Raw genomic sequence first — 14,634 nt, 5'->3', positions numbered from 1 at the left:
AGCGGGCTGCTTTACAGCAATTCCACCGCCACTTGATTCGGGTAAAATGCCAAATGGCCTGCGATTTGTTCCAACCCAGATTTTGGATTTTCATAAGACCAAGCTGCATCTTTTAGCAAAACCGATTTGGTTTGGATCGAATAATAGGATGCAACGCCTTTGTGCGGGCAGGTTGTTTTGGTGTCGGATGTATCCAAAAACGCCATCGCTAGAGACGCGCGCGGAAAATAGATTACGGGGGCTGCATCGCCTTCGATCAATTCCAATGCCTGATCGGATTCTCCGATAACGGCACCGCCAGCGCGCACAACGTAAGTTCCAGATGCGGGGCGAATTTTGATAAGATCTGTCATGAACAGGTCTCCCTTAATATCAATTTTGCATAGCATAGCAGGCAATGTGTAACAGGTATATGCTAGAGCGGTTGAGTTGCTTTGCGCAGCCAGCTTTGCGCCGTTTCACTTACATGTGGGGAAATCAAATCCCAGACCTGTGCATGATAATCATCCAACCAATCGCGCTCCCATGGGGCCAATTCATCAGTGTTGATCAAATCACGCTCAATTGGCACGAAAGTCAAAGTTTCGAAATCTAGCATTTCCCGCGGATCGCCACCCTCAAGGGGGGCTGCATCGCGTACCACAATCAGGTTTTCGATACGAATGCCAAAAGCCCCTGCTTTATAGTAGCCAGGCTCATTGGATAAAATCATACCTGCCTGCAAGGGCAAGGTAGAGGCGCGTGAAATGCGCTGTGGGCCTTCGTGCACGGACAGATATGAGCCCACGCCGTGCCCCGTGCCGTGATCGTAATCGCAGCCCATCCGCCATAAGGGCGCGCGCGCCAAAGCATCTAAATGCGCGCCAGACACGCCTTTGGGAAAACGCGCAGCCGAAATCGCGATCATGCCTTGCAATACGGCTGTAAAAGCGGCGCGTTCTTGCGATGTGGGAATGCCCAAGGCCAATGTGCGGGTGATATCCGTTGTGCCATCTTCATATTGACCGCCGCTGTCGATCAATAAGAGTTCGTTTTCAGACAGGCTGCGGTCTGTGTCTGTGCTCACACGGTAATGCACAATCGCGCCGTTGGGGCCCGAGCCGCTTATTGTGTCAAAAGAGATGTCTTTCAAGGCGCCTGTGGCTGCACGACAGGCTTCAAGCTTTTGTGCTGCTGACATTTCGCTTTGTGTTTCAGGGTCTTGTGCTGATAGCCATGCAAGAAATTCCACCACAGCCGCACCATCGCGGATATGTGCGCTGCGCGCGCCTGCGATTTCTTCGGGTGTTTTGCAAGCCTTTGGCATGATGCAGGGGTCTTCGCCAGTGACAATTTCCGCTCCCGCGGTTTCGATCAAACTGCGCAACGCATAGGGGGCCGAGGCGGGATCAATCAAAACCCGCCCCTTTAGCGACGACAGATGGGCATTAAAATCAGCGCGCTCGGCAATGGAAATACGCGGGTCTGGGCCAAGATTGTCAAACTTTGATGGCTGTGCAAACAGGTGCATCTTGCCCTCGGCATTCAGGGTCGCAAAAGCCTGAACCACGGGATTGTGGGCGATGTCTGCGCCGCGAATATTCAACAGCCAAGACAGGCTATCAGGCAGGGTGAACACAACAGTTTGCGCCCCCGTTTTTGCCATAGTATCCAAAACCAAGGCAAACTTTTCACTGCTTGATTTTCCCGTAAGTTCGATGGGCTGTACGATTGCTGGCGCATTGGGGCGCGGGGGGCGATCTGGCCAAATTTTGTCAACCTGATTGGCCACGGCCTGAAGTTTCTTACCACTGGGCTGCAATGTTTTGCGCAGGGCTTCGATTTCTTGTTCGGTATGAAGCCAAGGGTCAAACCCGATGATGTTTGCATCACAGCTCAACAGCCAGTCCCCAAGCGAAGTCTCGGGCCAGTCCACATATTCAAACAGATCAGCATCACATTGGGCGCGTACCTGAACGGTATAACGCCCATCCGTAAACATCGCGGCTGCATTGCTTGTGACGGCACAAAACCCCGCAGACCCCGTGAACCCCGTGAGCCAAGACAGTCGTTCGTCGCAAGGGGCCACATATTCGCCTTGATGGGCATCAGCGCGTGGCACGATATAGGCATCTAGTCCAGCCTCTTTCATAGCCACCCTCAGGGCGGTCATGCGGGGGGCTGCTTGGTCTGGACTGCTTGTGACATCGTAAGATTGAAACATGTCTGTCGCCTTTTATCTGTCTGTGATCTGGGGTTACATCGCTTTGCGGATACCTGCAAAGCGGGCGCGCGCCCTTGGGTCTGTGTCAAAAAGTGCGGCCAATTGTTCGGTCATTGCCCCTGCAAGTTGTTCAACATCGGTGATGGTTACAGCGCGTTCGTAATAGCGGGTCACGTCATGACCGATGCCAACAGCAATCAATTCAACTTGTTTGCGTTTCTCAACCATTTCAATCACATCGCGTAGATGTTTTTCCAGATAATTGGCGGGATTTACAGATAGGGTGCTGTCATCAACAGGCGCACCATCTGAGATCACCATCAAGACTTTGCGCGCCTCAGAGCGGGCGATCATCCGTTTATGCGCCCATTCCAAAGCCTCGCCATCTATGTTTTCTTTCAGAAGGCCCTCTTTCATCATCAAGCCCAAATTGGACCGCGTGCGGCGCATCGGGGCATCGGCGTTTTTATAGATGATGTGACGCAGATCGTTCAAACGACCTGGCATTTGAGGGCGGCCTTGGGCCAGCCATTCTTCGCGGCTTTGCCCACCTTTCCACGCACGGGTGGTAAAGCCGAGCACTTCAACTTTAACAGAGCAGCGTTCCAATGTGCGTGACAAAACATCCGCACATATAGCGGCAATCGAAATGGGGCGACCGCGCATCGAACCTGAGTTGTCGAGCAAGATCGTTACAACGGTATCGCGAAACTCGGTATCTTTTTCATGCTTGAACGACAAAGGCGTTGTGGGATTGGCCACAACCCGCGCAAGGCGGCCTGCATCCAGCGTGCCTTCTTCTAAGTCAAATTCCCATGACCGATTTTGTTGCGCCTGTAAGCGGCGCTGCAACTTGTTGGCCAAACGCGACACAGCGCCTTTGAGCGGTTCAAGTTGTTGGTCCAGATAGGCACGCAGGCGTTCCAATTCGGCGGGGTCCGCCAAATCTTCTGCTGCGATTTCTTCGTCGTATTTGTTTGAAAATACCTGATAGTTGGGATCTGCATCTGAAACGGGCGCGGGTTGTGGAGCCTCGACTTCAGATTCTTCGTCTGGCAGTTCCATTTCTTCGGAATATTCTTCATCGGCCATATCGTCTGACGACATGCTGGCCTGAGAGGCATCTTGTTGTTCTTCTTGCGCGTTTTCGGCTGAGGCCTCGGCTTCGTCTTCTTGTTCGTCGTCTTGGTTATCGGACTCTAAGTCTTGTTCTTCTTCTTCGTCGGTTTCAGCGTTTTGATCTTCGTCGCTGTCCAATTCATCAGGGTCATCGCCCAGTTGATCGCCGTATCCAAGATCTTCGATCAAACGGCGTGCCAAACGTGCGAATGCAGACTGGTCCTCTAGAAAAGAGTCCAAGTCATCAAAGGTGCCCGCGGTTTGCTGTTCGATAAAGCTGCGCCAGATTTCCATGACATTTTGCGCACCGCTCGGCAGGTCTTGCTCTGTGGTCAGGTGCCGCATGTAATAGCCCATGGCCTGCGCCAAAGGGGCGTCTTCGGTGGATGTGACCCCATCATAGCCACGACGCAGCGCGTCATTGCCAATTTTCGCGCCGATGTTTTGACTGGTGCCAGGCATGTGACGTGCGCCCACGGCCTCGACCCGCGCGGTTTCCAGAGCATCGTAAATATCATAGGCCATTTGGCCTTGGGGGGCGTAACGATTAAATGTGGATCCGTCGTGATATTTGTGGCGCAGGGCCAATGAATCCGCAGTGCCGCGCGCAATCAGAACTTCTTCGCGGGTCATGCGGCGCGACACTTGTGGCAAACGCACCGTATCAGGCGTGAGCCCAGACGGGTCCATCGAATATGTCACCGTCAAGTCGCTGTCACCCGCAAGCACTTTGGTGGCTTCAGCCAGTGCTTTTTTAAACGGATCAGCAGGGTTGTCGCTTGGCTTACTCATTGGGTTTAATCCCTGGATATAACCACGAAGGGCATGGGGAAAAGGGCAGGGGTGCGCGCCGCAAAGAGGGCGCGCAGCACTTTATGCAACGATGGATGCAGCACTTTCAGGCAGTTCTTCACCGAAACAGCGTTGGTAAATTTCCGCCACCGTTTTGCGCTCCAATTCGTCACATTTATTGAGGAATGTAAGACGGAAGGCATAACCGATGTCTTGGAAGATCGAAGCGTTCTGCGCCCAAGTGATCACAGTGCGCGGCGACATGACTGTCGATAGATCGCCGTTCATAAAGGCTGTACGCGTCAGATCGGCTGTTGTCACCATTTGGCTGATCTGCTTGCGACCTTTTTCTGTGTTGTAATGTGGGTTTTTCGACAAAACGATGTTGGTCTCTGCATCATGGCTGAGATAGTTCAACGTGGCGACCAAGGACCAGCGGTCCATCTGCGCTTGGTTGATTTGTTGCGTGCCGTGGTACAGACCCGTTGTGTCGCCCAAGCCCACTGTATTCGCTGTTGCGAACAAACGGAAATTCGGGTTCGGCGTGATGATTTCGTTTTGGTCCAAAAGCGTCAGCTTGCCGTCATGTTCCAACACGCGCTGGATCACAAACATCACGTCAGCGCGCCCTGCATCATATTCGTCGAACACAATCGCAACAGGGTTGCGCAGCGCCCAAGGCAAGATGCCTTCGTGGAATTCAGTGACTTGTTTGCCGTCTTTCAGTTTGATGGCGTCTTTGCCGATCAGGTCGATACGTGAAATGTGGCTATCCAAATTCACACGTACGGATGGCCAGTTCAAACGGGCTGCGACTTGTTCGATATGTGTGGATTTGCCTGTGCCGTGATACCCTTGGATCATCACGCGGCGATTGTGGGAAAATCCCGCCAAGATCGCCATGGTGGTATCGCGATCAAATTTGTAGGTCGGGTCGATTTCAGGCACGCGCTCAGACGGTGCGGCAAACCCTTTTACGGTCATATCTGTGTCGATGCCAAAGACTTCGCGCACTGAGATTGTTTCGGTCGGTTTTGCATTTGCGTCCATGGAAAAGCCCGTTCTGATACCTAATGTCTTGTTGGTCACTTCATGCCTGTTTCGGGCTTGAGGTGCAAGGGGGGGCGGGAAAGCTGCGCAGTGCCAAGGTGGAAAACGCGAAGGCTTTTAGAGAGGGCATTTAGAATTCACAGCGGGCTTACATGCTTCACTCGGATCTGGATCACTTTCGGTCGTCACAAGTTTGTTATGGTATCTATGAGATTTTATGTCACTTTTTGTGATCCACGCGCTGATGGGCTCCGTATCCCTTGTAACCTCGCCATGATGGATGAGGACGAAAACAAATGGAGAAACAACATGATGCGTTCCCTTATTCTTTCTACAATCGGTGCCACTGTAATCGCTGGTGCAGCTTTTGCAGATGACCACGGCGAAAACCCAATGGTGGGCGGCGCAGAAATGTTTGCTGAGAAAAATATTGTAGAAAACGCGGTGAACTCTGCAGATCACACAACGCTTGTTGCGGCTGTGACTGCGGCTGGCCTTGTTGATACATTGGCCTCAGAAGGTCCATTCACAGTATTTGCACCAGTGAATGACGCCTTCGCAGCTTTGCCTGAGGGCACAGTCGAAACATTGCTGAAACCAGAAAACAAAGATCAGCTGACAACAATTCTGACCTGCCACGTTGTCGGCGATGCAGTGATGGCCGAGGCTTTGAAAGGCATGATCGAAGCTGACGGCGGCAAACACCCTGTTCCAACTTTGGGCGGCTGTACTTTGCAAGCATCTTACGCTGACGGCATGATGATGCTGGAAGACGAAAACGGTAACGTAGCAACAGTGACAATTGCAGATGTGAAACAATCCAACGGTGTGATCCACGTGATCGACACAGTGATGTTGCCTGCTGCAATGTAAGTCTTGCCTACTTTGACTTATTACGAGTGAGTGTGGCTGTTTTTCGCACGATTGGGCGTCCTTCGGGGCGCCCTTTTTCGTTTCAACACATCATGGCATTTGCCTAAGGCGCCCAGCCCCTCTACATATCAGTTTAACACGGGTTTAAAGGGTAAACAGATGAGCGGCTTACTGGCTTTATTAGATGATGTGGCAGGGATCGCAAAAGTTGCGGCTGCCAATGTGGATGACATCGCGACACAGGCGCTAAAAGCGTCAAGCAAAGCGGCAGGGGCAGTGATTGATGATGCCGCCGTGACGCCGAAATATGTTCAAGGGTTTCAGCCCGCACGCGAATTGCCGATCGTTGGCAAAATTGCGCTGGGGTCCATTAAAAACAAATTGATCGTTCTTTTGCCTGCGGCTTTGCTGCTGTCGGCTTTTGCTCCTTGGTTGATCATGCCCTTGCTGATGATCGGTGGGTGTTACTTGTGCTTTGAAGGGGCTGAAAAGGTCTATCACCTGTTCAAACCCCATGCGCCACATGCAGACGGGCATCTGGATGCTGAAGGCGATCCAACACATCTGGAAGAGGCAAAGATTGCAGGCGCGGTTAAAACGGATTTTATTCTATCTGCGGAAATCATGACCATCATCTTGGCGGGGCTTGATCCATCAGGATCATTTTGGTTCAAAGCCGCCGCCTTGGCCTTGGCTGGGGTGATTATCACTGTTGCTGTCTACGGATCCGTTGCCTTGATCGTAAAGGCAGATGATGTGGGCCTATGGCTTGCGCGTGTGGGGCGTTTGTCTGTAACGCGTGCTTTGGGGCGTGGTATCGTGAAATTTATGCCCGTTTTGATGAAGGCTTTGATGATTATCGGCACCGCTGCAATGATTTGGGTCGGCGGATCCATCATCATTCACGGTATGCATGAACTTGGCCTGCATCATCCTTATGTGGAAATTCATCACCTGTCTGAAATTGCAGCCGCAGCTATGCCCAAAGCGGCAGGCTTTGCTGCATGGTTCATGACAGCGCTCTGTGACGGTATTTTGGGCCTCATCTGGGGGCTGATCCTGATCCCGATTGTGACCAAGGTGATCAATCCTTTGATCAATCGTGTCACGGGTGCAAAGAGCGCGGCACAGCACTAGGCCCGATCTAAAATTTGACTATGAAAAAGGCCGCTCAGAAATGAGCGGCCTTTTTAAGTCTTCGTCGTGATCTTATGCGCATGAGGCGCGACAGCCCGTTTATTTAAAGAAACGGCTGTCTTTGACCTGATCCCATGCCCAAACAACTTGTTGCAGCTGTTCCTCTTGTGAGCGATCGCCGCCGTTCACATCTGGGTGCAGGATCTTGATCAAGCTGCGGTACTGCTTTTTGATCTCTGCTTTGGTCCAGTAATCGCGCGCTTCCAAAATCTCGATGGCTTGGCGTTCTGGCGCAGGCAGTTTACGCGACGATGCACCCGGATCACTTTTGCCGGGGTTTTGCGTTGCGTTTTCGCCCAGCACTTGATGCGGATCATCCACGCCCAAACGTGCCCAAGCACGCTCTTCGCTGGATTTTTTGCCAAAGGGCTTGGTAGGGCGTTCACCCGTTTCAGCCGCTTTGAGTTGTTCTTCCATTTCTTCGGGCGTTGCATTGTCGAAGAAATTCCATTTCAAATTATAGGCGCGCACATGCTCTTTGCAGAACCATTTGAATTCATCCAAATGATCGGGAGACCTTGGCGCACGGTACTGACCCTGCTCGGTACAGCCTTCATGTTCACATTCTCTTTGAGATGTTTCAAACGCACCTGACATGCCGCGGCGACCGCCACGACGTTTCTGCTTGTCCTTCGCTGCGGATATATCGAAACCAAAGGGATCGTCTTTTTGCATGTCTCTTTACCTTTTAGACTCAGGCAAAAGACTTTAGAGCATATAGAGAATTTGGAAAGAGGGGATTGCCTAAAATGTCGATCACAGATGAAATGAAAGCGTGTTTATCCACAGCTTTTTCGCCAACTCAACTGGAAGTGATTGATGACTCTGCATCACATGCGGGCCATTCGGGCAATCCGGGCGGTGACGGGGAAACCCATTTTAACGTGATGATCCGCGCTCAGGCTTTTGCAGGGATGTCGCGGGTGGCCCGTCACCGCGCCGTTCACACGGCGCTTGGTGACATTGTTCCGCGCATCCATGCCTTGGCCTTGGACATTGATGTCTAGCCTCAGCTGTCGCGGCTGACCTTTGGTGCGGCGCGTGACGCGGTCGGTGGGGTTGCGGCTGGGTCAATTGCTGGCGCGGGCGTTGGCGTTTCTGCGTTGGTTTTCGTACCCTCAGGAGCTTCGCTGGCCTCAGCATCCTTTTGCGTCTGTTCTTGATCATTTGCCGCAGCCAGCGCATCTTCTTGGGCAAAGGTGCCAAAGCCAGAAGTTTCATCTTGGAAAATACCAAAATCAGCCGAACGTCTGAACACCAAGACCGTGTGGTAAGTGATATTTTTAGATGTCAAACCAGCGCGTTCTTCCATGGGAACAACGTCAGAGCGCAGATATTCCCATCCCTCTTCACCAAGGGCGTTTAAGCGTGTTTGCATGGCTTGGGCGATGCGCGCCTCAGACGTTTTGATGCCTTTGGCCTTTTCGCCTTTGCGCGGGGCAGGGATAACGCGGTACTCATAGTTCGACATTCTTGGGCTCCAATCTTTGTTGGCTGCGTTGGATTCTATCTGTTCATCTATCGCATAAAAAGCTTTGCGCAAATGAGATGATTTTCACAAGCCAGCTGCGCTACAAAAAAGGGCGGCCATTTGACCGCCCGATTTCATGTAAATGTAAAAGCGTTACAGACCCAGCTTTTTGGTGACCAATTCGTTGACCGCCGCTGGGTTGGCTTTGCCGCCCGATGCTTTCATCACTTGGCCCACGAAGAACCCGACAAGTTTCGGGTTTTGTTTGGCTTTTTCCACTTGCGCAGGGTTGGCGGCGATCACTTCGTCAACAGCCGCTTCGATAGCGCCCATGTCTGTAACCTGTTTCATGCCACGGTCTTCCACGATTTTTGCAGGATCGCCGCCCTCGGTGTAGACGATTTCGAACAGGTCTTTGGCGATCTTGCCAGAAATATCACCTGCTTTGATCAGCTTAACCACACCGCCCAATTGTTCAGCCGATACAGGGCTGTCAGAAATATCTTTGTCGTCTTTTTTCAGACGGCCAAACAATTCATTGATCACCCAGTTTGCGGCCAGTTTGCCGTCTGTGCCCTCGGCAACACGTTCGAAATAGGCGGCATTGGCGGTGTCTGCGGTCAAAACGCTTGCGTCATATTCGGACAGGCCAAAGGCAGTGACAAAACGCGCTTTTTTCTCGTCAGGCAGTTCAGGCAAAGATGCCGCAATGTCATCGACCCAAGCCTGTTCAATTTCCAAAGGCAATAGATCAGGGTCAGGGAAGTAGCGGTAATCATGCGCTTCTTCTTTGGACCGCATAGAGCGTGTTTCGTTTTTATCGGCATCATACAGGCGTGTTTCCTGTTTGATTTCTCCACCGTCTTCGATGATGGCGATTTGGCGGCGTGCCTCATAGTCAATTGCGGCTTGAATAAAGCGTGTGGAGTTCATGTTTTTCAACTCGCAACGGGTGCCTAAGTGACTGAAATCGCCTGTTTCCGCGAATTTTTCGTATTGACCCACGCGGCAGACAGAGACGTTGACGTCTGCGCGCATTGATCCGTTTTGCATATTGCCATCACAGGTGCCCAAGTAGCGCAGGATTTGGCGCAGTTTCAGCACATAAGCGGCGGCTTCTTCGGGGCCGCGAATGTCAGGGAAAGACACGATTTCCATCAGGGCCACGCCTGTGCGGTTCAAATCAACGAAAGACATGGTCGGGTCCATATCGTGGATGGATTTACCCGCGTCTTGTTCCAAGTGAATGCGCTCGATGCGCACTTTGCGCGCCACGCCGGGTTCCATATCAACCAAGACTTCGCCATTGCCCACGATGGGATGGTAGAGTTGTGAGATTTGGTAGCCCTGCGGCAAGTCAGGATAGAAATAGTTTTTGCGATCAAAGGCAGAAAACAGATTGATTTCAGCTTTCAGGCCCAGTCCTGTGCGCACAGCTTGTTCGACGCAAAACTCGTTGATGACAGGCAGCATGCCAGGCATGGCGCTATCAACGAAAGCCACGTTTGAATTTGGCTCATTGCCGAAGAGGGTGGAGGCGCCAGAAAACAGCTTGGCTTGGCTTTGCACCTGTGCGTGAATTTCAAGACCGATGACCAATTCCCAGTCGTGCTTCGCGCCTGCGATGACTTTGGGCTTTGGGCTTGTGTATTCGATGGTGTCAAGCATGACGCGGGCTCCAGCTAAATCAGGTTTATCCGCGTTCTAAGTGAGCATGGCGCGGGGGGCAAGTGTTATGCCGCCCGCAGGGTCTTTCGACGTTCATTTAAACGGCGTGTTTTAGGGCTTTTGCTTCCCATGCTTTCAACTCATAGCGCGAAAGTTGGCCTATGTTTTGTTCTAGCTCAGGGAAAATCGCCAAAATTTCGTCGCGTGCTTCGACGGAAACCGCTTCTAGCGCTTCTTTGCCAGGATACAGGCTTTCTGTTGGGCAACTTTCAGCAAAGATAATTTGATGGTCGTCAAACAGCATGTGGAAATATTCGACCACACCACCAGATTGCAGGCGAATTTTGTCGTCATTGACCAAATGCTTGGCGGCGACCAAAACATCGCGTTCACCGAATAGTACTTGCGCCTGAGGTCCGCGCAGCAACATGCGGTGGTTTTGTGAGACTTTCAGGTCGCGCACATTGCCCAAAGCGCCTGCTTTGATCAACACTGGGGCCATTGTGCCCTCGGCTCGCATTTTGCGTGCGCCGATCCAGCGAATGGTCTGAGGGCCGTTGTCCAGCGTGTTGACCTGATCGCCTTCTTGCAAAGCTTCGATGAACATCGGGCCTTTAGGGGTGTCAATCAAAGTGCCGCGGGTCAAACAAATCGCGGCTGCAATCGCTGCTTCGGCAAAAACATTATTTTCAATCGAAAAGGTATCATTGCCGTTTTCGTTGCCAGAAATAACGCCATCGCCGTCATAATCCACATCGGTGTCTTGCATGATGATATCGGTGCCCGGATCAGACAGATCCACACCTGGTGCGATGAAAAGTTGGTCTAGGTCTGGTGCGCCTGGATCATTGGACCGAAATCCATCGGCTGCGACGTTGATATAAGTGTCGCCCATGGCGCGCACCGATCCGCTGACCAATTCACCTGTGTCATCGTTGTTGCCCCACCACCACGGGTTTTGCGAGGGCGCGATGTCATAGGTGTAAAGCGGGATGCCGTTTACATAATCAGCAGCCGAGGCATAAACCACGATGTCAGTGATCTGACTGTTGCTGCTAAATTCGCCATTGTTCGAAATGTTATCCGCCGTAAAAACGACGACTGCATCGGGCGCAAATACATTTTCGCCGCCACGCACATCTACATAATCATTGGAGTCACCACGGTTGTCGTAGGCATATCCAATAGGGTTATTGATGATGGACGAGCCCATCACAATGATATCTTCGGTGGGCATATGCTCTGCCTCGTATGTTGTTGGACGTATCCGTCCGCTGCCTCAAATGACGTTTTTTCAAAACCAGCAAGTCTTCTAAAGAGACCTTTATTGCTATGGTTTCACGTCTATTGAGTAAGGCTAGAGCTAAAAGTATTAATTTGTCCAGAGGCTTGCGCGTCACTTTCAATGTAATCACTTAAGCGTGTCGTTTATGCACAGGCCGCCCTAGGGCCTGTTTCAGGCGCCCCGCGCGACGGCGCGCAAAGCGTCAACAGATGACCCGTGGTTACAATGGCCCAAGACCCGCGCGCATAACGCCCAATCGTAAGGGCTTAATATCGTGGACTGTTTTCAAACCTAGCAAGCGCACCGATTGCAACAACGGAGCATCAGAACGCACCACACGGTTGAACAGATCGACGACCTTTGCACGGGCTTTGATATCGCGGTGACGGGCCTGTGCATAGGTATTCAGCATAACATCATCCCCCAAACGATCGGGCGCGTCTTCGCATAAGGTTAAAAGTTCTGCGATATCATTCAGGGAGGTGTTCAAGCCCTGTGCGCCAATGGGCGGCAGAACATGGGCGGCTTCTGCCACGATGGCAACACGTTGCGCCGATAGACGATCTGCCACTTGGGTCACGATCGGAAATATGCCTCTTTGAGAGGCCAGCTCCATCTGCCCCAAAAGACCTGCTGCGCGATCAGTCATCTGCGCGTTAAAATCCTTGGCCTCGAGTGTCAAAAGGGCGTTGGCTTTGGGGCCTTTGTTCATCCAAACAATTGCAGAGGCATGCCGCCCGTTAATATCTGCCAAAGGCACCATGGTGAACGGGCCGCCGTCGCGGTAAATTTCGGTCGATACATTGCCATGCGGGGCATCGTGAAAGGCGGTGAAGGCCAAAGATTTTTGCCCATAGCGCGTGATGGAGGCGCCGATACCGCAAGCATCGCGTACGGCAGAGTGCCTGCCATCTGCTGCGATCACCAGCTTTGCATTTACTGTTGATCCATCGGTCAAGGTGACAATCGCACTGCCTGTGCGGGTTAAAATGGATTTGAAACCCACACCAAATCTGGCGGTCGTATTTGAAATTTTTGGTAAAATCTGTACCAATGCTTCGCGCATCCGCCAGTTTAGAAAATTCCAACCAAAAGGCGCATCGGCCGTTTCGCGCCCTTCAAATTGGCGTTCTGAGCGAACCTGAGGCTGGCCGTTCTCGACAAGGGTGTCCACAATGCGCAACCCTTCAAGCGGTGTGGCATAGGGGGCAAGATCATCCCAAATCCCAATCTTTTCAAACAGATCACGGGCGGGGCGTAAAAAGGCAGTCGAGCGGAGGTCCGTGTTGTCAGCATCGCTGACGGTCACAGGTCTTTGCGGATCTACGATCAGCGTTTTGAAGCCGCTTGCGCCAAAAGCCGCGGCCGCGGTGAGGCCTGCAATGCCACCGCCGACCACAAGGATATCCACCTGTTCGCGCTGTGCTTTTGGGGATGATGTGCTCATAGTGGCTCCGTTTCGCTGTCTCAGACGTCTTGATGCTTCATCTAGGGCGTTCTGCGTCAGATGTCCAAGCGTCACGCTGTCTCAGGCGGATGCCCCAGAATTTTACGCAAGAAAGCCGTTAAATCCGCCGTGTGATGCTGAATAAAAGGTGCGATATGCATGTCTTTTTCAGGCGCCACATGCACGGTTTTCATCCCCAGATCATGCGGTACTTTTAGATTGCGCGGATCATCTTCAAACATGGCTGCTTCTGGAGCGTGCATGCCATCCAGTTGTAAAATTTGCGCATAGGCTTGGGCATTGGGTTTAGGATGAAACCCTGCATGTTCAATGCCATAGACTGCATCGAAAAGTCCTGACAGGCCGCGCGCTTGTAACACTTTTTCAGCATAGGGCGCAGATCCGTTGGTGTAGACAATCTTGCGTCCGTGCAACTGATCAATCGCGGAGCGCAGGGAAAGATCAGGCGATAACACCGTAAAATCAATATCATGCACATAGGTCAGATAGGGCAAAGGGTCAGTGTCATGCAGATGCATCATGCCCGACAGTGTTGTACCAAAATCGCGCCAGTATTGCGTACGCAATCGCGAGGCATGATCGGGGGTGACGCCCAATTCTTTGGCCACCCAATCTGTCATCCGCACTTCGATCTGCGGAAATAGGGATGTCTCTGGGGGATAGAGTGTATTGTCCAGATCAAAGATCCATCCGCGGACATGAGAAAACTGTTTTTGAACCATAGGTCTTTGCTACTCTGCTCGCCTAAGACGCGCAAGCGTAACTAAGGGTTGAAGCTTGATCCTTCAGGCGTTTATGGTCAAACCGCACAGCCAAAGGAAAACGGATGCCAGTTGCGAACAACGCGCTCAATAAAAGCAGTTTAACGGGGTCTGCTGGACCACATAAAGATGCGTATAGTTTGATTTTGGATGCCATCGATACTGGTATCTATCGTCCTGGTGATCGCTTGGTTGAAAGTGAATTGGCCGAACGGTTTGGTGTGTCGCGCACCCCCATTCGCGAGGCGCTTCAACGGCTGGAAACGCAATCTATGTTGACCCGCGATGGGCGGTCTTTGATCGTGGCCTCGTTGGATCATAATCAGATGGCGGATCTATACGTGGTGCGTACCGAATTGGAAGGGTTGGCAGCACGATTGGCAGCGCGCCATGCGACACCAGAAGAAATCGCTGTCTTACGCGGCATGGTCGAAGAAGACCGTGCCTTGGTCGATGACCCCGATGCACTGTCACGCGCGAACAGGCGCTTTCACAAACAAATCCATCTGGCGTCGCACAATCGGTATTTGGTGAAACAGCTTGATTTGGTGCACCGCTCGATGGCTTTGCTGGCCACCACATCTTTGGCAGCGGAAGGGCGCGGCGAAGAAGCCATTGCGGAACATGATACTATTGTTCACGCCATTGAAACAGGGGATGGCGCGGCAGCGCATGCCGCTCTGAGCACCCATATTTCCAAAGCCTTTATGACTCGTCTTAAAATCGATGCAGAAAACGATCGTTAGC

Annotated in this window: 14 protein-coding genes; 4 read left to right on the top strand and 10 right to left on the bottom strand. The window is 52.1% G+C overall.

Translation table 11 applies throughout. From position 1 onward, the window contains the following. Nucleotides 1-11: 11 nt before the first annotated feature. From EDD53_RS05080 to cobS, 4 genes are all read right to left on the bottom strand, one after another. Nucleotides 12-353, bottom strand: coding sequence for a DUF427 domain-containing protein (locus EDD53_RS05080; RefSeq protein WP_123792082.1), 342 nt, complete (start codon nucleotides 351-353; stop codon nucleotides 12-14). Nucleotides 354-415: 62 nt separating this feature from the next. Then, nucleotides 416-2,203, bottom strand: a complete 1,788-nt coding sequence (locus EDD53_RS05075; RefSeq protein ID WP_123792081.1) for an aminopeptidase P family protein — start codon at nucleotides 2,201-2,203, stop codon at nucleotides 416-418. 33 nt (nucleotides 2,204-2,236) lie between these two features. Next, entirely contained in the window at nucleotides 2,237-4,114 is a 1,878-nt protein-coding gene (gene cobT, locus EDD53_RS05070) for a cobaltochelatase subunit CobT (RefSeq protein WP_123792080.1), read from the bottom strand. A gap of 81 nt (nucleotides 4,115-4,195) precedes the next feature. Further along, nucleotides 4,196-5,164 (bottom strand): cobaltochelatase subunit CobS, encoded by a 969-nt coding sequence (gene cobS / locus EDD53_RS05065; protein ID WP_123792079.1) that lies wholly within the window; start codon nucleotides 5,162-5,164, stop codon nucleotides 4,196-4,198. A gap of 309 nt (nucleotides 5,165-5,473) precedes the next feature. Here cobS and EDD53_RS05060 point away from each other — a divergent pair, with 309 nt between their 5' ends. Continuing rightward, a complete protein-coding gene (locus EDD53_RS05060; protein WP_123792078.1) occupies nucleotides 5,474-6,037 on the top strand; it encodes a fasciclin domain-containing protein in 564 nt (187 codons plus the stop codon). Between the two features lie 159 nt (nucleotides 6,038-6,196). Further along, the gene (locus EDD53_RS05055) at nucleotides 6,197-7,174 is read left to right on the top strand and encodes a DUF808 domain-containing protein (protein ID WP_123792077.1); all 978 of its coding nucleotides are present in this window, start codon (nucleotides 6,197-6,199) and stop codon (nucleotides 7,172-7,174) included. Between the two features lie 99 nt (nucleotides 7,175-7,273). Here the strand turns inward: EDD53_RS05055 and EDD53_RS05050 are convergent, their stop codons facing one another. Continuing rightward, nucleotides 7,274-7,909: a J domain-containing protein gene (locus EDD53_RS05050; RefSeq protein ID WP_123792076.1), complete on the bottom strand. Its 636-nt coding sequence runs from the start codon at nucleotides 7,907-7,909 to the stop codon at nucleotides 7,274-7,276. 74 nt (nucleotides 7,910-7,983) lie between these two features. Between EDD53_RS05050 and EDD53_RS05045 the strand changes: the two genes are divergently transcribed. Next, complete coding sequence (locus tag EDD53_RS05045) at nucleotides 7,984-8,241, top strand: BolA family protein (protein ID WP_123792075.1); 258 nt, start codon at nucleotides 7,984-7,986, stop codon at nucleotides 8,239-8,241. A 2-nt stretch (nucleotides 8,242-8,243) separates the two neighbouring features. Here the strand turns inward: EDD53_RS05045 and EDD53_RS05040 are convergent, their stop codons facing one another. The 5 genes from EDD53_RS05040 to EDD53_RS05020 all read right to left on the bottom strand — a co-directional run bounded on the left by EDD53_RS05040 (nucleotide 8,244) and on the right by EDD53_RS05020 (nucleotide 13,848). Then, on the bottom strand, nucleotides 8,244-8,705 hold the full coding sequence (locus tag EDD53_RS05040) for a DUF4177 domain-containing protein (protein ID WP_123792074.1): 462 nt from the start codon (nucleotides 8,703-8,705) through the stop codon (nucleotides 8,244-8,246). A 153-nt stretch (nucleotides 8,706-8,858) separates the two neighbouring features. Beyond that, nucleotides 8,859-10,373 (bottom strand): Asp-tRNA(Asn)/Glu-tRNA(Gln) amidotransferase subunit GatB, encoded by a 1,515-nt coding sequence (gene gatB, locus EDD53_RS05035; RefSeq protein ID WP_123792073.1) that lies wholly within the window; start codon nucleotides 10,371-10,373, stop codon nucleotides 8,859-8,861. 97 nt (nucleotides 10,374-10,470) lie between these two features. Further along, nucleotides 10,471-11,610 carry a Hint domain-containing protein gene (locus EDD53_RS05030; protein WP_123792072.1) on the bottom strand — a complete coding sequence of 380 codons (1,140 nt, stop codon included), beginning with the start codon at nucleotides 11,608-11,610 and terminating at the stop codon, nucleotides 10,471-10,473. Between the two features lie 268 nt (nucleotides 11,611-11,878). Continuing rightward, nucleotides 11,879-13,105, bottom strand: coding sequence for an FAD-dependent monooxygenase (locus EDD53_RS05025; protein ID WP_123792071.1), 1,227 nt, complete (start codon nucleotides 13,103-13,105; stop codon nucleotides 11,879-11,881). A 71-nt stretch (nucleotides 13,106-13,176) separates the two neighbouring features. Beyond that, on the bottom strand, nucleotides 13,177-13,848 hold the full coding sequence (locus EDD53_RS05020; protein WP_123792070.1) for a pyrimidine 5'-nucleotidase: 672 nt from the start codon (nucleotides 13,846-13,848) through the stop codon (nucleotides 13,177-13,179). Between the two features lie 104 nt (nucleotides 13,849-13,952). Here EDD53_RS05020 and EDD53_RS05015 point away from each other — a divergent pair, with 104 nt between their 5' ends. Then, the gene (locus EDD53_RS05015) at nucleotides 13,953-14,633 is read left to right on the top strand and encodes a GntR family transcriptional regulator (RefSeq protein ID WP_123792069.1); all 681 of its coding nucleotides are present in this window, start codon (nucleotides 13,953-13,955) and stop codon (nucleotides 14,631-14,633) included. The last annotated feature ends 1 nt before the right edge of the window (nucleotide 14,634 follow it).

The sequence above is a fragment of the Pacificibacter maritimus genome (assembly GCF_003814915.1).
Lineage (GTDB): Bacteria > Pseudomonadota > Alphaproteobacteria > Rhodobacterales > Rhodobacteraceae > Celeribacter > Celeribacter maritimus.
This window is presented reverse-complemented; position numbering and strand designations above follow the sequence as displayed.

Bases quoted from the DNA above. Each gene is read 5' to 3' on its own strand.
- EDD53_RS05080 (WP_123792082.1), bottom strand. From the start codon at position 353: ATGACAGATCTTATCAAAATTCGCCCCGCATCTGGAACTTACGTTGTG.
- EDD53_RS05075 (WP_123792081.1), bottom strand. From the start codon at position 2,203: ATGTTTCAATCTTACGATGTCACAAGCAGTCCAGACCAAGCAGCCCCC.
- cobT (WP_123792080.1), bottom strand. From the start codon at position 4,114: ATGAGTAAGCCAAGCGACAACCCTGCTGATCCGTTTAAAAAAGCACTG.
- cobS (WP_123792079.1), bottom strand. From the start codon at position 5,164: ATGGACGCAAATGCAAAACCGACCGAAACAATCTCAGTGCGCGAAGTC.
- EDD53_RS05060 (WP_123792078.1), top strand. From the start codon at position 5,474: ATGATGCGTTCCCTTATTCTTTCTACAATCGGTGCCACTGTAATCGCT.
- EDD53_RS05055 (WP_123792077.1), top strand. From the start codon at position 6,197: ATGAGCGGCTTACTGGCTTTATTAGATGATGTGGCAGGGATCGCAAAA.
- EDD53_RS05050 (WP_123792076.1), bottom strand. From the start codon at position 7,909: ATGCAAAAAGACGATCCCTTTGGTTTCGATATATCCGCAGCGAAGGAC.
- EDD53_RS05045 (WP_123792075.1), top strand. From the start codon at position 7,984: ATGTCGATCACAGATGAAATGAAAGCGTGTTTATCCACAGCTTTTTCG.
- EDD53_RS05040 (WP_123792074.1), bottom strand. From the start codon at position 8,705: ATGTCGAACTATGAGTACCGCGTTATCCCTGCCCCGCGCAAAGGCGAA.
- gatB (WP_123792073.1), bottom strand. From the start codon at position 10,373: ATGCTTGACACCATCGAATACACAAGCCCAAAGCCCAAAGTCATCGCA.
- EDD53_RS05030 (WP_123792072.1), bottom strand. From the start codon at position 11,610: ATGCCCACCGAAGATATCATTGTGATGGGCTCGTCCATCATCAATAAC.
- EDD53_RS05025 (WP_123792071.1), bottom strand. From the start codon at position 13,105: ATGAGCACATCATCCCCAAAAGCACAGCGCGAACAGGTGGATATCCTT.
- EDD53_RS05020 (WP_123792070.1), bottom strand. From the start codon at position 13,848: ATGGTTCAAAAACAGTTTTCTCATGTCCGCGGATGGATCTTTGATCTG.
- EDD53_RS05015 (WP_123792069.1), top strand. From the start codon at position 13,953: ATGCCAGTTGCGAACAACGCGCTCAATAAAAGCAGTTTAACGGGGTCT.